Here is a 19,902-nt window from a genome sequence, read left to right as displayed (position 1 = left end):
CCCAAAAGTCAAAAAGCCCCGAACAGATCGTTCAGAGCCGATTGAGCACCTGTCATCTCCAGCCCTTTTTCAGGATTCGAAACATACCATTAATCCTCTTTAGGGTCAATGCGCCGGCCAGTGCCGTTGCCCCGCCACAGTCCCTGGTCCTGCAGGACAAAATCGACGGCGGCGGCAAGACTGGAAAAGGCACGCTCCGCCCGGTGCGGATGGCTGGTCAGCACCCATTCGCCGTAACCGGTGCGCACGAGCAGGGACAGACACCCCGCCTTCTCGCCGGCCTGCAAATCCGATATCTTGTCACCGATCATGAAGGAACGGGACAGGTCGATCCCCATCTCGGTGGCAGCCCGCAGCAGAAGCCCCGGCTTCGGCTTGCGACACTCACAGTCGCAACGCCAGGGCGTATCGCCCTCCGTCGGATGGTGCGGACAGACATAATAACCATCGATACGGGCCCCCGAACAGGCCAGCTGACGGTCGAGATGCCTGTGAATCCGTCCAACCACTGCCAGATCGAAATAACCACGCGCCACCCCCGACTGGTTGGTCACGACAACAACGGCGATGCCGGCCCGGTTGAGCCGGCAAACCGCTTCGGCCGCCCCCGGCAGAAGAACGACATCTTCCGGACGACACAGGTAATCGCGCTCTTCGATCAGGGTTCCGTCACGATCGAGAAAGACCGCGGGGCGTCCTCTTACGGGCACGGACGTCATCAGTCGCGATAGGTATCGAGAATCTTCTCGACAATGGCCGTGGTCGACTTGCCGGCCTCGAAGGTCACCAGCTCGAGACGACCGCCATAACTTTCGACGAATTCCCTGCCGACCACCTCTTCGGGTGCGTAGTCACCGCCCTTGACCAGAATGTCCGGCCGCAGGGCCCGGATCAGCTCGATGGGAGTGTCCTCGTCAAAAACGACGATGTAATCGACACTGTCCAGAGCAGCCAGAATCTGCGCCCGCTCCTCCTGGCCGATCAGCGGTCGTCGCTCCCCTTTGAGCCGCCGGATGGAAGCATCCGAATTCAGGCCGAGCACCAGCAGGTCGCCGAACTCCCTGGCCTTCTGCAGATACCTGACATGACCGACATGCAGCAGATCGAAACAGCCGTTGGTGAAGACGATGCGGCGCCCGAGAGCACGCGCCTCGTTTCCAATCTGCTCCAGCCGGGACGCCGCGATGCGCTTGTCACGGGGACGATCGGCATTTTTCAGCTCATCGGGGGACACCGCCGCTACCCCCGGCTTTCCAACCACGATGCCGGCGGCCAGGTTGGCCAGCCGCATGGCTTCCGGCATCTCCAGACCGAGAGCGACCGCAGCGCCGACCACCGCCAGCACCGTGTCCCCGGCGCCGGCGACATCGTGAACTTCCCTGACCCGGGCGCTGCTGTGCAGCAGACGGCCCTCACGGTCGACATGGGTCATCCCCTCTTCACTGCGCGTGACGAGCATCCCATCCAGGTCGAGCTCGCCGACCAGACGCCGGGCGGCGGCAAACAGGCGTGCATCGTCACTGTCGCCCGGATCGAGCCGCGCCGCCCGGCAGAGTTCGCTTCTGTTCGGCGTCAGCAGCGACGCACCCCGGTACGGCGTGTAGTCGACTCCCTTGGGATCGATCAGCACCGGCACTTGTCTCTGGCGACAACGGTCGACAAGCACTGAAAGAAGCGCCGGCGGCAGGCTGCCCTTGCCATAGTCGGAGCAGAGAACCAGGCGGCAGGTCTCGATCATGGGCAGCAGCCGGTTCAGCAGCAGATCGACCCATTCCGCTCCCAGGGGAACCACATCCTCGCGATCGATGCGCAGAACCTGCTGATTGCGGGAGATGATCCGGGTCTTGCGGGTCGTCCGACGCCCCTCATCGGTTTCAATGCCGGCGGTGCAGACGGCTTCCCGTTCCACCAGCCGCCGCAGCGAACGGCCATCGGCATCATCCCCCACCACCCCCGCCAGGTGAACCCGGCAGCCCAGTCGGCGCAGGTTCAGGGCGACATTGGCGGCACCACCGGGGCGGAATTCTTCGGACAGAAAACGGACCACCGGTACCGGCGCTTCCGGAGAAATGCGTCCGGTCTGACCGAACAGGTAGTGGTCGAGCATCAGGTCGCCGACCACCAGAACCTCGAGATCGGCACAACCGGCCAGAAAGTGCTCGACGGCGGTCATCGGCATCGCTCCTGTTCCGCACGCTCGACCAGCAGGGCGCAAAGATGCAGAACGATGCCGTGCGCCTCCTGGATCAGCGATGTCTCGTCGGCGGGAATCGAAAGGACCAGGTCGGCAAGCGGTCCGACCAATTCGGTATGGTTGCCACAGAGACAGACCGTCTGTGCTCCGAGTTCGCGGGCGGTTTCAAGCCCGCGCAGCACATTCGGCGAGCGGCCACTGGTCGTCAGCCCCAGGGCCAGATCACCGGGAGCGGCCAGCGCCCTGAGCTGTACGGCAAAGATTTCGTCGTAGCCGTAGTCGTTGCCCAGGGCTGTCAGGACAGCTGCATCCGCCACCAGGGAAACGGCGGCGCGATGAGCGTTCTTCAGCCGAAAACCACCAACCAGTTCAGCGCAGAAGTGTTGGGCGTCGGCCGCCGAGCCACCGTTGCCGAAGGCGAAGACCCGCCCTCCCGATGACAGGGTCCGTGTCAGTCGGGCCGCCAGATCCAGCATCGGCCCGGGATGCCGGTGCAACTGTTCAATCAGGTCGAGATGGGCCCGAAGATAGCCCTGAACCACGTCCTTCATTGTTCCAACCTTCCCGAAGACGGACTCCCCGCCCCCTGCATCAACCCGAAGCCGAAGGCCAGAGCCGCCGGATAATACTGGCTGAAAAGTTTCATGTCCACCAGCCCGCGCATCAGATAGAAAACAACAATTGCCAGCCCTGAATAGTAAAGCATACCGTGCACAGGTCGACGATGCAGTCTGAACAGAAGCCTTGCCACCAGCAGCGCAGCCAGCAGACAGCCGACAATCCCCAGCGAAAACCAGGCTTCGAGAAAAACATTGTGCGGCAGCATGAGGCGATACCTGAGTGGCTGAGCCACGTCGAGATACCTGTAGCTGTTGATGCCAAAACCGAACCACCGCCCCTGCTCCCAGACGGCATCGAGTATGGACCGGAAGATCAGTACTCGTCCGCTGGTAAAATCACCGCCCCGATACCAGCCGGGAAGAAGTCGTCCAAGGATTCCGGACTGCAGCAGGTACAGAAAAAAGGCCAACAGGGTACTGCCACCGAGAAACCACGCAAGGCGCCCGCGCTTCAGGCGGCAACCGACAGTGACGGCAATGGCAACCAGCAGGGCGACAACGCTTCCACGGGAACCACTGACGACGGTCAGTGCCATCCCGGCGACAGGCAGTGCCCACGCCAGCCGGCGAACCGCCAGGGCTCCATCATGAAACAGCAACCCGACCAGACTCAGCCCCGCCAGCAACGCCGTACAGGTACCAAAGGCATTGTAATGCCGAAAGCAGGAAATAAGACCTTTGAGAAAACCACGTGGAACTGCAAAATTTTGCGTATAAACCCAGATCGCTGCTGCCAAGAAAAAAATAATGGCCGTGATCAATAATGGCCAGAACAAGCTTTTCACCTTCTCAGGATATCGCCGCACCAAAATACAAGCAGGGAAAAAAAACACGATACCGCGTGCAAAGTCATAGCCCCCTTTGACCGATTTCTCCGGCAGCCAGGAGAACACGACACCAAGGCAAAGAATCAGCAGAACAAGAACAATTTCAGTCCGATAAGACCTCAATTCAGCAAAAAGGGCCTCCTTTTCCAGCAAGAAAAGAGCAATCAACAGAACAACAGGAATCGACGACGTCATCATCCACGGTACGCACCAAAAAAGAATGGCGACATACATCAGGATGATGCAGACAGTTACATACTTTTCCGGACACGAAACAAAGTTGCTATACAAGGAGAACACCCCTGAATCCATTATAAATATCCACAAGCACCTCTACCTTACTACTGCCCACCGACAATCAATTTTCAAAGAAAGCAGATTCAAGTTGCAAGTGCACCACCCACAGTCTCGTTGAAGACCTCCAGGGGTGTCCGGTAGCAGAGGCACTTTCTCGGCCGGGTGTTCAGCTTGTCAACGACTCGTTTCAGAGTCGCCTCTGCCAGGCGTTTGAAACTCGTCCCCTTGCTCCAATTCCAGCAACCCGTTACACGTCTGAGCCCCCCCTGTTCTGCTTCGCACCAGTTCGACCCGCTCGAAACGATGGCGGCAACGCTCGAGAAAAGCTTCCGCAGTTCGGCTGTCCGGTCCCGGGAGCCGTCATTGATGACGGTCAGTTCCAGCCTTGGATAGGTCTGAGCCCTGATGCTTTCCAGACAGGAGAGAATGTAGCGTTCGTGATTATAGGCGGGGATACAGACGGAATGCAGTGGAAGATCCATGAAAAACTCTCTTGCGTCGGGAGACCGATCTACGAGACCCGTCTTCAGCCCTTTTGGATTTGACAACAGGCATGAAACGAGGATAAAAGAGGTGGTTTTTACAAACGTCGAGCCAAAACTTTCAAATAATCCGGCAAACAAGCCCTTACACTTTTTTTGCCGGTTCAGGTTTAGCAAAATTCCATCCCATGGCAAAGCCAAAAAACAAAATCCGAGTCAAACTTGTCTTCCGAAGCGGCAGCAAACCCGACTTCCCCTGGGCACGACAATGCCCAGGCGGTCGTCCTGAATGGGGGGCGTGTGCATTCACTTCCGACCCCTTCTGTCGCGACTACGACTGGCTGGTCGTGCTGGACGACCTCCCGCGCATCCTGCCGGGCAGCCGGGAAGAGCTGGCCTGTCCCCGGAGCAACACCATCCTGATCACCTCTGAGCCTTCCGCCGTCACCCGCTACGGCAAGGCCTTTGCGGGCCAGTTCGCCAGGGTGTTGACCAACCAGGAAGAATGGGCCCTGCCCCATCCCAACGCCATCCGCTCCCAGACCGGCAACATCTGGTTCTACGGCAAGAGCTACGACGACATCAAGAACGCACCGACGGTTCCCAAAACCGAGCTGATCTCGACCGTCTGCTCATCCAAACGGCAGGCCCACACCATGCACGCCCGGCGCTTTGATTTCACCTGGCGGCTGAAAAAGGAACTGCCCGAACTCGAAATCTTCGGCCACGGAGTCAGGTTCGTCGAAAAGAAATACGAGGCTCTCGATCCCTTCAAATTTCACCTGGTGATCGAAAACCACATCGCGCCGCACCTGTGGACCGAGAAACTCGCCGACGCCTTTCTCGCCTGCTCGGTTCCGATCTACTGCGGCTGCCCGAATGTCTTCGACTACTTTCCGGAAGACAGCCTGATTCCGATCAATATCGATGATTTCGACGGCGCCCTGGCGACCATCCGCGCGGTTCTTTCCCGCGAAGGCGAATACGAGCGGCGCCTCGACGCGGTACTGGAAGCGAGAAGGCGCGTCCTCGAGGACTACAACCTGCCCGCCATGCTCGAGCGCATCATAACGACCGACGATTCGCCGGACCAGAAGCCGGGAGGCGTCATCTACGGCCGACGGGTAATGCGGATGCGCCATCCAGCCGACTTTCTCTCCTTTGCGTGCTGGAAAACTGGAAATGCGCTGAAAAAAGTGCGAACATTCCTTGGTTGAATCAATCAGACCCTGAGCACCAACGGATTATTCATGCCCGAGAAATCTCCCGTTCACATCATCAGCATCCTGTGGGGCGACGCCTACGGCGAAGAGGACGTCAACATCCTCTACGCCATGATCAGGCGAAATACTTCGTTCCCGGTCGCCTTCCATCTCTTCTCCGACGAGCCGCTGCCAGGGCTCAACCCGGAGATCATCCGGCATCCCGAACCGGCAATGGACATCGCACCCGAGCACAACCGCTACGCCTACCGCAAGGAAGCCGGGCTGTGTGCCGACGACCTCGGTGGGCTGCAGGGGCAAAGGGTCTTCTTCTTCGATCTCGATGTCCTGATCATGGACAATCTCGACGAGCTGTTCGCCTATCCGCAAGGGGACGGTTTCTACATCATCAACGACTGGAACACCAAGGGCGACCATGTCGGCCAGGCCACCTGCTATTCGTTCGTTGTCGGCACCCTGGGATATGTCCGCACTACATTCGAAGCGGACCCGGAGCCGATCATCCGCCAGTACGGCACCGCCTCCCAGGAATACCTGTCTGCCATGGTGATCCGGAAATACGGCAAGCTGAACTTCTGGCCGGAAGCCTGGTTCAGGTCGTTCAAGTTCCATTGCCTGCCCTGGGCCGTCCTGCGCCACTTCGTCACGCCGTCACGGCCGCCGGCAGGAACCAAGGTGCTGGCCTTTCACGGACACCCCGACATCAGGGACGCCATGGCCGGCCGATGGTCCTCTCCGGATTCGCCCAAGGCGGCCCGTGGATGGAAACGGATCTACAAGGCCTGCCGCCCCACTCCCTGGATCAGGGATTACTGGCGCGAATCCTGAGGGAGGCCTCCACGAAGGGGCGCACCGGACCGGATCATGACCAGAGCCGTCAAATGCATAGCCGCCGTCGATTCCCAACGGGATTTTATCGAAAACATTCTCGCGTTCGTCGACGACCGCTATGATTTCGTGTGGACCGACGGCCATAAGGCCGACTATGTCTTTCACTCCATCGACGGTTATGATGTACTGAAATGTCCCGGCGTGCGGATCTTCGTCACCGGCGAAAACGTCACTCCCGACTTCGCCGTCAGCGACTATGCCATGGCCTTCGAAAAGCTCTCTTTTGCCGACCGGTACGTCTGGCTGCCGCTGATCAGGCTCTACCGCCGGGACTATGCCGCCCTGCTCCGCCCCCGCAAGAATCCCGACGAAGTGGCGCGACAGAAAACCGACTTCTGCGCCTACGTCATGTCCAATACCCGCAACAGTGCCGAGGAGCGGGTCCGCATCTTCGAGCTGCTCTCACAGTACAGGCAGGTTAACTCAGGCGGCAGCTGGCGCAACAACGTCGGCGGTCCGGTGACAGACAAGCATGCCTTTCAGGCCCGACACAAGTTCGCCATCGCCTTCGAAAACTGCTCCCACCCAGGCTACCTGACGGAAAAGTTCGCGCAGGCGGCGGCCGTCGACGCCATCCCCATCTACTGGGGAGACCCGGACATCGCGAACATCTTCAACCCGCGGGCATTCGTCAACTGCCACCAGTTCGCTTCCCTGGAAGCCGTGGTCGAGGAAGTCAGGCGTATCGACCAGGACGAGGAGCTTTACAAAAGCATGCTGGCTCAGCCCTGGTTCCGGGACGGCCGGGAGCCGGAATCTCTGCGGGCGCAGACCTACGCCACCTTTCTCGCCAACATCTTCGACCAGCCCCTGCCGCTGGCCTTTCGCCGCAACCGCAGCCGGTGGGGACTGAAACGGGAACGGCAGCTGTACGACATGTACCACCGACCACAGATGCAGGCCTACCGGCAGATGCGCAGGGCCTGGCGACGGTTCTGGCGCCTGTTTCTGCCGCGCCGAAAAAAGTACTGACCGCGATCTTCGACGGCACCGGGCCCTAACCATCCGACAACCCGATCGAGGACCATGACAGACAACGGCTGTCCCATCTTCATCATCACCCTGGAAGACGCCACATCCCGGCAGGAGAGCATCCGCAGGAGACTGACTGAACTCGGCCTCAGCTTTCAGTTCATCCCTGGCGTCGACGGCCGCAAACTCGACCTGCTGGCCCACCCGGCCTACGAACCGGTCAAGCGGCGCCTCTTTTACGGACGCGACCTCTCCAACGGGGAGTTCGGCTGTGTCCTCGGGCACCGCAACGTGTACCGTCACATGATCGAACATCGAATCGAGTGCGCGGTCGTACTCGAGGACGACTCCATTCTCACCGACGAACTGCCGGCAGTCCTGGCAGCCCTTCGTCACGAACGGGACTGCTGGGATCTGGTCCGCTTTCTAGGCCGGCAGAAGAACTACCGCTCCACCCGAACCATCCGTCCCCTTCCAGGAACGAGCGCCATGCTGTCGCGGCAACTGGGCATCCCGGGAGGCGCCTATGGGTACATGCTCAACCTGCGGGCCGCCGAACGTCTCGAGAAGCTGATGCAGAAAAACTGGCTCGCCGTCGATACCCTGCACGGAGCCGTCTGGCTGACCGGACTTCGAACCTTTTCGGTCACCCCCTCGCCGGTTCTGCCCAACGACCAGGCCCCGTCCTGCATCGACACCCTCGACGACAACCTGCGCTGGGACAAAACGGTCCGGCTCGAAGGCACCATGCGCCTGCTCTATCCGCTGACCCGCGGCCTGTGGAAATTCTACCTGAATTGTTGCACGCAATATGTTAGGTTCAGTACGCTTGCCAAGGACAGGAAACTGGCCCGCCAGGCCCGGCCACAGGACTGATGTTCAGACACGCAGAGGTAGTGCTCCCGTGAATTTTCATGCATACGTCATCAATCTCGAACACGCCACCCAGCGCTGGGACCATATGCGCCGCCAGCTGGAAACGTTGCAGATCCCCTTTCAGCGGATCGACGGCATCTACGGCGACAGGCTACAGGAGCCGGTCGAAGGATACGACGAGCGGCGCTACCACATCCTCACCGGCAAAGAGACGAACAAGCGTGAAATAGGATGTTATCTGAGTCACATCAAGGCCCTGCGGACCTTTCTGCAGTCGGAGTGTTCCCACGCCCTGATTCTTGAGGACGACGTCACCCTGCCGGAAAACATAGCCGGCATCCTGCAAAGCGCCTGCGAACACGAAACCTACTGGGACATGCTGCGCCTGACCTCTTCGCGCGAGGGAGAGTATCTGCCCTTCGCCGAGATTTCCGGAGGGTACCGGCTGGCCTACAATCTCAGGGTGCTGAAGAACACCGGCGCCTATTTTGTCAACCGGCATGCTGCACAATGCTGCGTCGACAGAATGCTGCCGATGTGCCTGCCCTTTGATGTGGCTCTCGACCGGGAATGGGACTACGGCTTCAGGACCGCCTGCATCGTGCCGCTGCCGATCCGGCTGGAAGAAGAATTCCCCGGCCAGATTCCCAAGGCGAAACGCATCCGCCTGTTTCGGGCGACCACCTTTCACCTGTTTCACCTGCGGACCCGTCTCGAACGGCGGTTTCATCGAAGGAAATACTATCGTCAGACCATGACAGACCGTGTCCCTTCCTTCTGACACAAACAGCCGAAAAGGATGACGTGGTAAATTCCAGTTACAACGTGACAACTATCTCTGTACAAACAGAGTGAGAGTGATTCTATCGGAACATGACCCCATACCCATATTTCTTTCTGAATTTTCGCAGAAAGCGGGTAATCAATACAGGGTTCCTGATTCGACGAGAGTTTCGGCTCGCAGCCAAAATCCAATCTTTCATCCCTGCCAACAGGTTCCACCTCCAGAATCGCATTCCAGAAATGCCTTCCGGCAGCTCATATCCATACTGCCGCATAGCAGCCAGCCGCTCACCTCTAAAATACCGGCGTGCCCAACATCGCCGGTACCAATTATTATACAGTTCTTCCCACTTGTTCAGATTTGAGGAAGAAACTGTTTTAAATTTTTTCACACCTGTCGGATCCCCTAGCGACCCTCCAGCCGACGATATCAGCGGGGTCCGCAAAACCTCTTCCAAGCCATCCCAGCCCAGGTATTCACCTATACGCTTGAGTTCAGCTGCAGGATTGACAACTAGATCTTCGTAGCGCACTTCACAAATCTCGTCCTCATGAGAGCGAGAGAAAGCGTGCAAACGCATCATCCCTTCATATAAGTCTATTGAAAATTCCTCGGGATACCAAAACCCTTTATTGGCAGTTTTATACATTGAAGCAGCCACGGCCAAGGGGTGTCGCCACAATACGATTATCTTTGCATCAGGAAAAACCTTATGAATTTCCTCGCAAATAAGTGTATATCTGGGAGTTTTATCAACGAACCATTCTTTTCCACCAGCAAGGCCGGTGTAGATCTTCAGCATCAGATCCTTTACACCCGAATAATACGCGTCATCAAAGCCACTCCAATTTTCGCGAATATCTTTCATTCCAATGGAAACAAGAAATTCCCAATATGTGGCTTTTCTGACAACAACGTCATCTTCCCCAAGAAATCGCAACAGCAAACTGGGCTCTCCCAAAGTTGCACAATGGCCGCTCATCAAAAGCAGGCGCTGCAATAAAGTGGACCCTGATCTCGGCAAGGACAGAATAAAAACAGGCTTGGTCATAATTTATTCTTTATCTATTGAAAAATCTTATTTTCAGTTCATTTTCTATGCGTTTCAGGCCATAAAGTGACCAGGGGAAATACCTTTTTCTGACCCTGTGGTTTTCAATCCTCCGCAGTTTCTTGTACGCCCGGTCGCTGCTGATGCCATCGGTACCGAAAACGGCAACGACATGCGGAACATGCCAGGACGAAGCCCCGTTCGCGTAGAGAAAGCGGACGAACAGTTCATAGTCTCCGGCGATTCGATAGGACGTATCATAACCGCCATATCGGGCAAAGAGGTCTCTTTTGAAAAAAGAAGCCTGATGCGGCAGCATGTTGCCCACCAGAAAATCCTTCGGCAGCACGTCCGGAAACTTCTTGACGAAACTCCTTCCGTCCACGGCCACGCACATGAAATCTCCGTACAGGATATCCTTCTCCGGAGCTTCCGAGACCAGCCCCAACGCCCGGGTGTCGTAGAAGGAATCGCCAGCGTTCATGAAGACCAGATAGTCGCCGGAGGCCCTCTCCACACCCTTGTTCATCGCATCGTAAATGCCATCGTCCGGTTCGGATGACATATGGCTTATCTTGTGTCCGTATTCGTTCAGGATATCGAGTGTTCTGTCCGTCGAACCTCCATCGATCACGATCCATTCGTAATCGTCAAACTCCTGTGAACAGATGCTTTCACAGGTCCTTCTGATGCTCTCCTCCTCATTCAACGATACCGTGATAATGGAAAATCTTTTCATCGAATCCTCGGGGACCTTTACATCAGCTGGAACCTTGCCCGCAGCCGAGATCGGCATATACGGCCCGGGTGCGATCGACCATCATTTCCAGACTGAAATTCTCTTCCACCATCTTTCGCAACCCGGAACGATCCAGGCCTGCCGCCCGCATGATCTGCCGCGCCAGCTCTGCATCGTCGCCGGGAGCGAACAAAAAGCCCGTCTGCCCTTCCCTGACGATGTCGAGCACACCGCCGTGCCTGCTGGCGACGACCGGCACATTCATCGCCAGCGCCTCGGCTGCGGCCCGGCCGAAGCTCTCGGGCTTTTTCGAACTCGACACCACCACGTCGCTCAGGGCGTAGATTTCGGCGATTCTCTGCTGGCTGCCGGCGAAAACGATCCTGTCCTCCAGGCCAAGCTCTGTCACCAGGCGTTGCAACGAGGCAAAATAGTCGCGTTTGTCCTCCCGTACTCCGCCAACGATCAGGCCAACGGCCTCGGGCCGCTGCCGGCCGAGCTCTCCGATGGCGCGGATGAAGGTCTCGTAGTCCTTGAGCTGGGTAATGCGGCCGACGGCGGTGACGACCCACCTGCCCTCGAGCCGGTGTTCTGCCCGGAAGCGGGTCATGAACTCCCGGTCGACCCGGTTAGGATCGAAGGCATCCAGATCCACGCCGCGGGGAATCACCACCAGCTTTTCCTCCGGAACGTCATAGTGCCGGCGCACATGGTCGCGGATGGCACCGCTGACACAGATGACCCGGTCGCCGAAGGTCATCACCCGGCTGTAGGCGTTGACGCTGTTGAAGCCGTGCACTGTGGTCACGAAAGGGATCTGCAGCCGCCGGTTGGCCAGCCAGGCCAGCCAGGCGGGGACGCGACTGCGGGCGTGCAGAATGTCGGGGGCCAGTTCCCGCAGCAGACGCCTCAGTCCCCTCACCCGCTGAAAAGCGGTCAGCGGATTCTTGCTGCAGACATCGAAAGTGACATGCCGGCCGCCGTCGACCTCGATCTGCGATGCCTGCCTGCCGCCGGCGCTGATGACGACACTTTCGTGGCCGCGCCGCACCAGTTCGCGGTTCAGCTCGACCACGCCCCGCTCGACACCGCCTTCGTTCAGCTCCGGCAACAACTGGACAATCTTCACAACGCAACCTCGCTCAGCATCGCCCGCAGATCGACCTTCCGGTCGGCACAACCCGGTTCACCCTCAAACAGATGCAGATAGCCCCCCTGTTGCAGACGGCGCAGAAATCTCCCCGGCTTCCCGGCCGGCAGACCGTCGGCGGACGGCAAAATCTCGACCCTGGAGCGTCCCCAGCTTACCGCCTCGCTGATCATCGAGGTCGAATCGTCGGTCAGAAAGACATAGTCGCTGTGCAGCAGAAAATCGGGAATCGGATTGATCTGCCTTTCGGAATAGAAGACGGCATAGGCGAAGGGAAAGCGGCGCAGCATGGCCTCCACCGCGGGCGAGGTGCGGCGGGAGGTCGTCAGCCAGATCGTCTGCCCGGGAAAATGATCGAAGATCTTCCGGACCTGCCCCTCGAGACGCGCGGGGTCGATCCGGCCGCGCTTGCTGACGCCACCGACAATCACCGAAACGATTCCTCCTTCGCCGTCGGGACGCACATGCCCGGCGGGCTCGACCCAGCTCAGGTTCACCGGCAAAGAGATCAAATTCGACCGCCGCGGCGGGTTGTCGTGTTCCTGGGCGACAATCAGGTCGAACCCGAGCCGATAGCCGCGCGGCAGCATGATGGCCACCGATTTGCAGCCCAGGTGCCGGGCCAGCCCCCGGTTGGCGTAATAGGTGTCCGACCCGGCGGAAACAACGGCGGCAAAGGGGCCGGTCACCTCGTCGTGGTCAAACAACGCCGCCGTCTCGATACCGCAACGGTCAAGCAGATAGGAAAGCCCCTTCGCCCAACGGCTGCGAAACCGCACCCGGCACAGGCGATAGTCCCTGCCCAGGTGCCGGGCAAAGGCGACGGACTGGTTGACATGCCCGGGCCGGCCGTCACTCAGGATCAGCAGCGGCAGACCGTCGCTTTCAGATCGTCCGGGCTTCATCGATCAGCATCACCGGAATCTCGTCCCTGACGGGATAGGCGAGTCGACAGGATTCACAGATAATTTCCGCATTGTCCTCGTCGAAACGCACCTTTCCCTTGCACTGGGGACAGGCCAGGATGTCCAGCAGATCCTTCGGTACAGCCATCGGCTTGCGTATCCTTTCTCTGATCACCTTCAGCTTCTGTTCGAGAATATCCCGTCCCTGCAGAAAAACGATGTCCAGTCCGATCCGGTAGCAGGGACGGACAAGGGAATCGGCGGACAGTTTGACAGCATCCTTTTCAGTGGTTATGAAATAATCGCCATCCTCCCCGAGCCTGTTCAGAGCCTGCAGGGACTGCGGTGGATAGGTGTGGTGATCGGGAAAGGCGACCGTCTCCCGCAACGTCAGTCCCAGGTCGCGAAGCTGGGCGAAAAAGGCCTCGGGGTCGGCAATGCCGCAAAAGGCAACGCCTTTTCGGCCGCGAAGCCGGTCGACAGCCAGAGACGTTCCCCGCAGGGGAACGACCCGCTGCGACAGCCGGTGCCCGGTCCGGATCACGGGAAGATCAAGGTCGAGAACGGGCTCTTGCCGGCCCGCCACGTCGGCCCTGGTGAGAATGAGCAGATCGGCCCTGCCGGCGGCCTGCCGTCCCTCCCGCAGGTAACCGGCGGGCAGCACCCGGCCGTTGCCGAAGGGGCGCCCGGCATCGGCCAGCAGAATGTTCAGATCCCTCGCCAGCCTCAGATGCTGGTAGCCGTCATCCAGCAGCAGAATCTGCGCTCCGTGCTCTTCGATCGCCATCCTGCCCGCCCGCACCCGGTCGGCACCGACGACGACGATCGCATCCGGGTGACGCCGCGCCAGCAGAAAAGGCTCGTCGCCGGCCTCTTCCGGCCCCACCATCGGCCCCTTGCCGGCGCAGACCGTCAGCGGTTCGACCGACCGCCGGCCGCCGTAGCCGCGCGAGATGACAGCCGCCTTCAGGTCGTTGGCGGCGCACCACGAAAGGAGCCAGCCGGTCATCGGCGTCTTGCCCGTACCACCCGCCGTCAGATTGCCGACTGACACCACGGGAACGGGCAGTCGAACAACCGGCAACCACCCACGACGGTAGGCCAGGGCCCGCAACCGGGTAATACCGTCGTAAATGACGGACAGGGGAAGCAGAAGCAGAAAAAGCAGCCATTCCCCGGCACCGCGCGGACCTTCGACGGCAAAACGGCGATATCGGCCGGTGGCACTCATCGTCCGCTTCCCAGCAGGTCATCCAGACAGGACCGGGTGCGCGCCGTGGCGCCGGCATGCCGCTCGATCAGGGCGTGCCCAGCCCGGCCCATCCTTTCACGCTGTTCGCGGTCACCGAACAGATCCGTCAGCGCCGCCACCAGTTCGTCCAGATCGTCGACCTGACGCCCACCGGCGGCAAACAGGACCAGCTGGGCGATCTCCTTGAAGTTGTTCATGTGAGGCCCGAAAAGAACGGCCTTTTTCAGCAGTGAGGCTTCGAGGATGTTGTGCCCCCCGATCGGAACCAGACTGCCACCGACAAAGACGATGTCGGCCAGGGCGTAGAAGCGCAGCATCTCGCCGAGGGTATCGCCAATGACGACCGGCACTCCCTCGCCGGCGGCGTTCTGCGGGCACTGGCTCCGCAGCACCGGTACAAATCCGCGTGACCGGACAAGCTCGCCCACCTCGGCGGCCCTTTCGGGATGCCGCGGCACGAGAACGAGGCGCAGGGCGGGATGGGCCGCCCGGCAGACTTCGAACGCCTGCAGCAGAAGTTCTTCCTCGCCCTGGTGGGTGCTGCCGGCGACCAGAACCGGAGCCTCCGGAGCGAGTCCCAGCAAAGAGCGGAAGCGGGCCAGCTCGCCGTCGCCGATCTCGGGAACGGCCATGTCGAACTTGAGGTTGCCGGTGACCCGAATCCGTTCCGGCGGAGCGCCGAGCCGGCGGACCCGCTCGGCATCCAGTTCGGTCTGCATCCCGAACAGGACGATCTTTTTCAGCAGGGGGGCGAGCAGCGGCCGGACCCTGCGATAGCGGGGAAAGGAACGATCGGAGATTCTGCCGTTGACCAGCGCCACCGGAACATTTCTGGCATGAGCCTGCCGCACCAGATTCGGCCAGAGCTCCGTTTCGACGAGAATGATGATCTCCGGATCGAGCCGCCTGAGCACCCTTCGGACAACCCAGGAGAGATCGAAGGGGAAGAAGAGGCAGAGATCGACGCAATCGAGGCCGGCTGCCACCGACCGACCGGTTTCAGTGACATTGGTCAGGACAAGGGCATGCTCCGGGTATCCCTTTTTCAGTTCCCTGAGCAGCGGCACCACTGCCCGGGTTTCCCCCACCGAAACCGCGTGCACCCAGATCACCTTCCTTCCGGTGATCCGGCGCAGGCTTTCGGGGGCGAATCGCCCGAGACGTTCACGGATGCCGCGCCGGCTCTTGCCGTACTTCAGCCCCCGCCAGAGGTAGTAGGGGGTCAGGACGATCGCCGCCAGCAGCAGTATGAGATCATACAGCAGATAAACCATGGTCCTCCAGCCTGGCCTCGGCCCGCCGCTGATTCTCCTTCATGGCCGATTCCAGACGCAAGCGGAATTTTTCCGGCCCCTCTGCGCGCGAATAATGGACCGGTTCGCCGAAGGCGTAGACTCCGCGCGCAAAAGGGCGAGGCAACAGAAATCTGTCCCAGGAACCGAAACGGTGCCCGGCGCTGGCGACGAAAGCCATCGGGATCACCGGCATGCCCGTCATGCGGGCCAGCTGCACCACGCCGTCCTTCAGTTCGTGCCTGGGGCCGCGCGGACCGTCAGGAGTGAAGACCAGATCGACCTTCTCCTCGGCCAGCTTGAGCATTTCGCGAAAAGCGGCCCGTCCGCCGCGGCTCGAAGAACCGCGCACTGCATCCTGGCCGAAAAAGCGCATGGTGCGGGCGATCAGTTCGCCGTCCTTGGAGGCACTGATGAGAATCTTCGCCCCGGGTCCCCGATAGCCGAGCACCATGAGCAGCAGCTGATCGTGCCAGAAGGCGAGAATGACATTCTTCCCCTGCTCCCAGAACCGGGCAGGATGCTCCTCACCGATGATCTCGGTCCGCATGCTGGCATGAAGCAGGCGGATGACCAGGGCGGCGGCCGGCGGCGCCAGACCGAGCAGCAGACGATCCTTCCAGCCGCTCATGCTTCCCCGTCCTTGAACTGCATGTCGTACAGCCGCCGGTAGAGCCCGTCACGGCCGAGCAGTTCCTGATGACTGCCCGCTTCGACCACCCTCCCCTGGTCGAGCACCAGGATCCGGTCGGCGTGCATGACCGTCGACAGACGATGGGCGATGACGAAGGTCGTTCTTCCCTGCATCAGATTGACCAGGGCCTGCTGCACCAGCGATTCGCTTTCGGTATCGAGGGCGCTGGTCGCCTCGTCGAGCAGCAGGATCGGCGCGTTGCGCAGAATAGCCCGGGCGATGCAGATGCGCTGTCGCTGGCCGCCGGAAAGCCGGACGCCACGATCGCCAATCTGGGTGTCGTAGCCGTTTGGCAGCTGGCGGATGAATTCGTCGGCGCAGGCCTTGCGGGCGGCCTCGACGACTTCGTCGTCGGTGGCCTCGGGACGACCGTAGCGGATGTTGTCGCGAATGCTGCGATGAAAAAGGAAAGTTTCCTGGTCCACCAGCGAGAGGTTGCGATGCAGGCTTTCCTGGGTCACTTTCCGGATGTCATAGCCGTCGATCAGGACCCGCCCCTGCTGCGGGTCGTAGAACCGGTTGAGCAGGCTGATGACCGTGCTCTTGCCGGCGCCACTCGGACCGACCAGGGCGATCACCTGGCCGGGCGGGGCGACCAGGGAGAAGTCCCGCAACACCGGCTCGTCCTCGTAGGCGAAGGTGACTTGCTCGAACCGGACCTCGCCCCGGCACAGCGGCATCTCGATCGCGTCGGGCGCATCGACGACCTCGGGTTCGTGGTCGAGCATCTCGAAGACCCGCTCCGCCGCGCCGAGCGCCTGCTGGAAGACGTTGTTCACCCGGGTCAGTCGCTTCAGCGGCGAGTACATGAGCAGGATGGCCGCCAGGATCGAAAAGAGCTCCCCCTTGGTCATGTCGCCGGACCCGACCCGGTAGAGACCGTACCAGAGCACTGTTGCCACGCCGATCGAGGTCAGCACCTCAATGATCGGCGACGAGGCCGCATCGTAACGGAACGTCTTGCAGATCAGGCGGAAGAAACCGGCGTTTTCGCGCCGGAACTGCTCCTCTTCCTCCCGCTCGGTACCGAACGCCTTGATCACCTTGATGCCGGACAGGGTCTGCTCGAGGCTTTTGGTCACCTCGCCCATGGCGCTCTGGCCACGACGCGAAAAGGTCTTGATCTTCCTGCCGATGGCCGCCGCCGGGCCGGCCGAGGCGGGAATCACCACGAAAGCCATCAGCGCCATCTTCCAGTCGGCATAGAAGGCATAGGCGACCAGGGCGATCATGGAGGTCGACTCCCGCAGCAGGGTCACCAAAACGTCCGACAGGACCGATTGCATCAGGTTGACGTCATTCAGCACCCGCGACATCACCGTACCGGAAGAATGGCGGACGAAAAAAGGCATCGACAGCCTGACCAGGTGGCCGTAGAGCTGGTTGCGAATGTCCTGGATGGCCCCCTGGCCGGCATAGCGGATGTAGTACATCTGGATGAAACGCGCCGCCCCCTTGGTGGCGGCCAGGCCGACGACCAGAAGCGGCACCAGCTTCGCCAGCTGCATGTTTCCGGCGACGATCATCTCGTCGATGAAGGGCTTGACCAGATAGGCGATCAGGGCATCCGAACCGCCGACCAGCAGCGAGGCGACCATCGACAGGGCGATGCGCCACTTGTAGGGCGCGGCATAGGCTACCAGCCGCAGATAGATGTTTTTCTTGGCAGTGTCAGACAAAACCGGTTTCCATTTCTATTTTTTCTGCAAAAGTTCCACGGCCATGGCCGCAACGCGCCGCGAACAGCCGGGACTCCCCATCTTTTCGCGCAGAGCCGCCAGCTCGGCCCGCATCGATTCACGGGTGGCAACATCCTCAAGCAACCGGCGCAACTCCGCCGCCAGCGCCACCGGCTCGGCCTGCTCCTGGAGAAATTCACGGACGATTTCGCGACCGCCGACAATATTCACCAGACTGAAATGCGGTATCCGGACCAGCCGCCGGCCGATGGCGTAGCTGAGCGGCGAGGTACGGTAGATGACGGCCATCGGTGTCCCGGCAAGCGCCACCTGCAGGGTCACGGTGCCGGAAACGCAGAGAACGGCGTCGCAGGCCGCCGCAATCTCGTAGATATCGCCAGTCACCAGTCTGACCGGCAACCCACAGGCATCGACCCGTCGCTGCAGCTCCGCCGGATCGAGAGACGGCGCCACCGGCATCAGGAACTGACGGATGCCGGCGTCGGCCTGCAACCTGCGGCCGGTCTGCAGAATGGTGTCGAAGATATAACGGATCTCCGACCGCCGGCTGCCAGGGAAAAGGCCGACAACGGCCTGCCGGGGATCGAAGCCAACAGCCTCGAGATAATCCTGACGCGACCGTCCCGGCCGGTACTCGTCGAGCAGCGGATTGCCCACGTACCGGGCATCGAGACCGGTTCCCGCGAACAGCTCCGGCTCGAAGGGAAAGATGCAGGCCAGACGGTCGACCCGTTCGGCAAGCAGCTTGATGCGCCTGCGTCCCCAGGCCCAGACCTTGGGACAGATGTAATAGAGAACGGGCACCCCCGCCTCGTGCGCCACCTTGGCCAGCCGCAGGTTGAAACCCGGGTAGTCGATCAGGATCAGCAGGTCCGGTCTGTCGTTCCCGCGCAATATCTGCGACAGCCGTCGAAAGGCCTTGCGGATGACGGGAAACTTGCCGGCGACCTCGAACAGCCCCATCACCGCGAGATGGTCGGCCGAAATCAGGACTTCACATCCTTCGGCGGCCATCTTCTTTCCGCCGACACCGAAAAAGGAGAGCCCGGGAGCATGCTCCCGGGCCGCCCTGATCAGATTGGCGCCGTGCAGATCGCCGGAAGCTTCCCCGGCAACAACAAGAACCCTGTGGCGTTCCGATGACGGATCCACCATCTAGCGCACTCCCGGACTTCAGCGGGTGATGCCGCGTTCGCTGCCCCGGAGAAAAGCGAGCATGTGATCGATTTCCGGATTTCCTCCGAGTTCGCTCTCGAGCCGTTTCAGCGCCTCGTCGAGCCGCAAATCGCTGCGGAAGACCAGTTTGTAGGCCGCCTTGATCCGCTTCAGCGCCTCGTCGGAAAATCCCCGCCGTTTGAGTCCGACCAGATTGATGCCGGCAATCCGCGCCCGGTCTCCCTGGGCCATGGCATAGGGGACGACATCCTGCACCACCATGGTGCCGCCGCTGAGCATCACATGCGCACCGATACGGGTAAACTGGTGCACGGCCGACAGACCACCAAGAATGGCATGGTCCTCGACGACGACATGCCCGGCCAGGGTTGCGGCGTTGGCCAGAATCACATGATCACCGACCCGGCAGTCATGCGCCACGTGCGAATAGGCCATGAACAGGCAGTCGTTGCCGACCACCGTCTCGCCCCCGCCATCGGCCGTCCCCCGATGCAGGGTGGCGAATTCGCGAATCTTATTCCTGTCGCCGATGCGCAACCAGGACTTTTCGCCGGCGAACTTCAGATCCTGGGGCTCGGCCCCGACCGATGCGAACTGGTAGATCTTGTTGTCGCATCCGATCTCGGTGTAGTTGTCGATAACCGCATGGGCGCCAATGCGGGTTCCGGAACCGATACGGACATGCTCGCCGATCACAGCGTAGGGACCGACTTCGACATCATCGGCGATCTCGGCTCCGGGATGAATCTGCGCTGTCGGATGAATCATCGTGCAAAC

General features: G+C 60.5%; 20 protein-coding genes. 5 read left to right on the top strand and 15 right to left on the bottom strand.

Annotated features, from left to right (window positions below; genetic code table 11):
* Positions 1-89: 89 nt before the first annotated feature.
* The 5 genes from EDC39_RS01110 to EDC39_RS15425 all read right to left on the bottom strand — a co-directional run bounded on the left by EDC39_RS01110 (position 90) and on the right by EDC39_RS15425 (position 4,597).
* Positions 90-719, bottom strand: coding sequence for a D-glycero-alpha-D-manno-heptose-1,7-bisphosphate 7-phosphatase (locus EDC39_RS01110; RefSeq protein ID WP_148894248.1), 630 nt, complete (start codon positions 717-719; stop codon positions 90-92).
* The gene (rfaE1, locus tag EDC39_RS01105; RefSeq protein ID WP_148894247.1) at positions 719-2,179 is read right to left on the bottom strand and encodes a D-glycero-beta-D-manno-heptose-7-phosphate kinase; all 1,461 of its coding nucleotides are present in this window, start codon (positions 2,177-2,179) and stop codon (positions 719-721) included. The genes EDC39_RS01110 and rfaE1 overlap by 1 nt, the downstream gene beginning before the upstream one ends.
* Positions 2,170-2,745: a D-sedoheptulose-7-phosphate isomerase gene (locus EDC39_RS01100; RefSeq protein ID WP_148894246.1), complete on the bottom strand. Its 576-nt coding sequence runs from the start codon at positions 2,743-2,745 to the stop codon at positions 2,170-2,172. Before EDC39_RS01100 ends, rfaE1 begins: the two co-directional genes overlap by 10 nt.
* The gene (locus EDC39_RS01095; protein WP_148894245.1) at positions 2,742-3,953 is read right to left on the bottom strand and encodes an O-antigen ligase family protein; all 1,212 of its coding nucleotides are present in this window, start codon (positions 3,951-3,953) and stop codon (positions 2,742-2,744) included. Before EDC39_RS01095 ends, EDC39_RS01100 begins: the two co-directional genes overlap by 4 nt.
* Before the next feature lie 68 nt (positions 3,954-4,021).
* A complete protein-coding gene (locus EDC39_RS15425; RefSeq protein ID WP_222862820.1) occupies positions 4,022-4,597 on the bottom strand; it encodes a glycosyltransferase family 2 protein in 576 nt (191 codons plus the stop codon).
* Positions 4,598-4,767: 170 nt separating this feature from the next.
* Here EDC39_RS15425 and EDC39_RS01085 point away from each other — a divergent pair, with 170 nt between their 5' ends.
* Genes EDC39_RS01085 through EDC39_RS01065 form a run of 5 tightly spaced genes read left to right on the top strand, consistent with a single transcriptional unit; the run spans position 4,768 to position 9,163 of the window.
* Positions 4,768-5,637 carry a glycosyltransferase family 10 domain-containing protein gene (locus EDC39_RS01085; protein WP_187426582.1) on the top strand — a complete coding sequence of 290 codons (870 nt, stop codon included), beginning with the start codon at positions 4,768-4,770 and terminating at the stop codon, positions 5,635-5,637.
* A gap of 33 nt (positions 5,638-5,670) precedes the next feature.
* Positions 5,671-6,471, top strand: a complete 801-nt coding sequence (locus EDC39_RS01080) for a hypothetical protein (protein WP_148894243.1) — start codon at positions 5,671-5,673, stop codon at positions 6,469-6,471.
* Positions 6,472-6,507: 36 nt separating this feature from the next.
* Positions 6,508-7,506: a glycosyltransferase family 10 domain-containing protein gene (locus EDC39_RS01075; RefSeq protein ID WP_148894242.1), complete on the top strand. Its 999-nt coding sequence runs from the start codon at positions 6,508-6,510 to the stop codon at positions 7,504-7,506.
* Between the two features lie 54 nt (positions 7,507-7,560).
* Positions 7,561-8,382: a glycosyltransferase family 25 protein gene (locus tag EDC39_RS01070; RefSeq protein WP_148894241.1), complete on the top strand. Its 822-nt coding sequence runs from the start codon at positions 7,561-7,563 to the stop codon at positions 8,380-8,382.
* Positions 8,383-8,410: 28 nt separating this feature from the next.
* Entirely contained in the window at positions 8,411-9,163 is a 753-nt protein-coding gene (locus EDC39_RS01065) for a glycosyltransferase family 25 protein (RefSeq protein WP_187426581.1), read from the top strand.
* An 82-nt stretch (positions 9,164-9,245) separates the two neighbouring features.
* Here the strand turns inward: EDC39_RS01065 and EDC39_RS01060 are convergent, their stop codons facing one another.
* From EDC39_RS01060 to lpxA, 10 genes are read right to left on the bottom strand one after another with little or no spacing between them, the layout of a single operon-like run.
* Positions 9,246-10,217 (bottom strand): sulfotransferase family protein, encoded by a 972-nt coding sequence (locus EDC39_RS01060; RefSeq protein ID WP_148894239.1) that lies wholly within the window; start codon positions 10,215-10,217, stop codon positions 9,246-9,248.
* 10 nt (positions 10,218-10,227) lie between these two features.
* Positions 10,228-10,956, bottom strand: a complete 729-nt coding sequence (locus EDC39_RS01055) for a glycosyltransferase family 2 protein (protein WP_187426580.1) — start codon at positions 10,954-10,956, stop codon at positions 10,228-10,230.
* 22 nt (positions 10,957-10,978) lie between these two features.
* A complete protein-coding gene (locus tag EDC39_RS01050; RefSeq protein WP_148894237.1) occupies positions 10,979-12,085 on the bottom strand; it encodes a glycosyltransferase family 4 protein in 1,107 nt (368 codons plus the stop codon).
* Positions 12,082-13,011, bottom strand: coding sequence for an ELM1/GtrOC1 family putative glycosyltransferase (locus EDC39_RS01045; RefSeq protein ID WP_148894236.1), 930 nt, complete (start codon positions 13,009-13,011; stop codon positions 12,082-12,084). The genes EDC39_RS01050 and EDC39_RS01045 overlap by 4 nt, the downstream gene beginning before the upstream one ends.
* Positions 12,992-14,242: a tetraacyldisaccharide 4'-kinase gene (gene lpxK / locus EDC39_RS01040; protein ID WP_148894235.1), complete on the bottom strand. Its 1,251-nt coding sequence runs from the start codon at positions 14,240-14,242 to the stop codon at positions 12,992-12,994. Before lpxK ends, EDC39_RS01045 begins: the two co-directional genes overlap by 20 nt.
* Positions 14,239-15,537: a 3-deoxy-D-manno-octulosonic acid transferase gene (locus EDC39_RS01035; protein WP_148894234.1), complete on the bottom strand. Its 1,299-nt coding sequence runs from the start codon at positions 15,535-15,537 to the stop codon at positions 14,239-14,241. The genes lpxK and EDC39_RS01035 overlap by 4 nt, the downstream gene beginning before the upstream one ends.
* Positions 15,518-16,186, bottom strand: a complete 669-nt coding sequence (locus tag EDC39_RS01030; RefSeq protein ID WP_148894233.1) for a lysophospholipid acyltransferase family protein — start codon at positions 16,184-16,186, stop codon at positions 15,518-15,520. The genes EDC39_RS01035 and EDC39_RS01030 overlap by 20 nt, the downstream gene beginning before the upstream one ends.
* Positions 16,183-17,928: a lipid A export permease/ATP-binding protein MsbA gene (msbA, locus tag EDC39_RS01025; protein WP_148894232.1), complete on the bottom strand. Its 1,746-nt coding sequence runs from the start codon at positions 17,926-17,928 to the stop codon at positions 16,183-16,185. Before msbA ends, EDC39_RS01030 begins: the two co-directional genes overlap by 4 nt.
* Positions 17,929-17,943: 15 nt before the next feature.
* Positions 17,944-19,104 (bottom strand): lipid-A-disaccharide synthase, encoded by a 1,161-nt coding sequence (lpxB, locus tag EDC39_RS01020; protein WP_148894231.1) that lies wholly within the window; start codon positions 19,102-19,104, stop codon positions 17,944-17,946.
* Positions 19,105-19,122: 18 nt separating this feature from the next.
* The gene (lpxA, locus tag EDC39_RS01015) at positions 19,123-19,893 is read right to left on the bottom strand and encodes an acyl-ACP--UDP-N-acetylglucosamine O-acyltransferase (RefSeq protein ID WP_148894230.1); all 771 of its coding nucleotides are present in this window, start codon (positions 19,891-19,893) and stop codon (positions 19,123-19,125) included.
* Positions 19,894-19,902: the final 9 nt, after the last annotated feature.

The organism is Geothermobacter ehrlichii (assembly GCF_008124615.1).
GTDB lineage: Bacteria > Desulfobacterota > Desulfuromonadia > Desulfuromonadales > Geothermobacteraceae > Geothermobacter > Geothermobacter ehrlichii.
The sequence above is the reverse complement of the archived record's forward strand: the minus strand, read 5'-3'. Positions and strand labels throughout refer to the sequence as shown.

Excerpts from the sequence above, each read along its gene's own strand:
- lpxK (WP_148894235.1), bottom strand. The coding sequence starts at position 14,242 with ATGAGTGCCACCGGCCGATATCGCCGTTTTGCCGTCGAAGGTCCGCGC.
- EDC39_RS01080 (WP_148894243.1), top strand. The coding sequence starts at position 5,671 with ATGCCCGAGAAATCTCCCGTTCACATCATCAGCATCCTGTGGGGCGAC.
- lpxA (WP_148894230.1), bottom strand. The coding sequence starts at position 19,893 with ATGATTCATCCGACAGCGCAGATTCATCCCGGAGCCGAGATCGCCGAT.
- EDC39_RS01100 (WP_148894246.1), bottom strand. The coding sequence starts at position 2,745 with ATGAAGGACGTGGTTCAGGGCTATCTTCGGGCCCATCTCGACCTGATT.
- EDC39_RS01035 (WP_148894234.1), bottom strand. The coding sequence starts at position 15,537 with ATGGTTTATCTGCTGTATGATCTCATACTGCTGCTGGCGGCGATCGTC.
- rfaE1 (WP_148894247.1), bottom strand. The coding sequence starts at position 2,179 with ATGCCGATGACCGCCGTCGAGCACTTTCTGGCCGGTTGTGCCGATCTC.
- EDC39_RS01030 (WP_148894233.1), bottom strand. The coding sequence starts at position 16,186 with ATGAGCGGCTGGAAGGATCGTCTGCTGCTCGGTCTGGCGCCGCCGGCC.
- EDC39_RS01070 (WP_148894241.1), top strand. The coding sequence starts at position 7,561 with ATGACAGACAACGGCTGTCCCATCTTCATCATCACCCTGGAAGACGCC.
- EDC39_RS01055 (WP_187426580.1), bottom strand. The coding sequence starts at position 10,956 with ATGAAAAGATTTTCCATTATCACGGTATCGTTGAATGAGGAGGAGAGC.
- EDC39_RS01060 (WP_148894239.1), bottom strand. The coding sequence starts at position 10,217 with ATGACCAAGCCTGTTTTTATTCTGTCCTTGCCGAGATCAGGGTCCACT.
- EDC39_RS01110 (WP_148894248.1), bottom strand. The coding sequence starts at position 719 with ATGACGTCCGTGCCCGTAAGAGGACGCCCCGCGGTCTTTCTCGATCGT.
- EDC39_RS01075 (WP_148894242.1), top strand. The coding sequence starts at position 6,508 with ATGACCAGAGCCGTCAAATGCATAGCCGCCGTCGATTCCCAACGGGAT.
- EDC39_RS01095 (WP_148894245.1), bottom strand. The coding sequence starts at position 3,953 with ATGGATTCAGGGGTGTTCTCCTTGTATAGCAACTTTGTTTCGTGTCCG.
- lpxB (WP_148894231.1), bottom strand. The coding sequence starts at position 19,104 with ATGGTGGATCCGTCATCGGAACGCCACAGGGTTCTTGTTGTTGCCGGG.
- EDC39_RS01045 (WP_148894236.1), bottom strand. The coding sequence starts at position 13,011 with ATGAAGCCCGGACGATCTGAAAGCGACGGTCTGCCGCTGCTGATCCTG.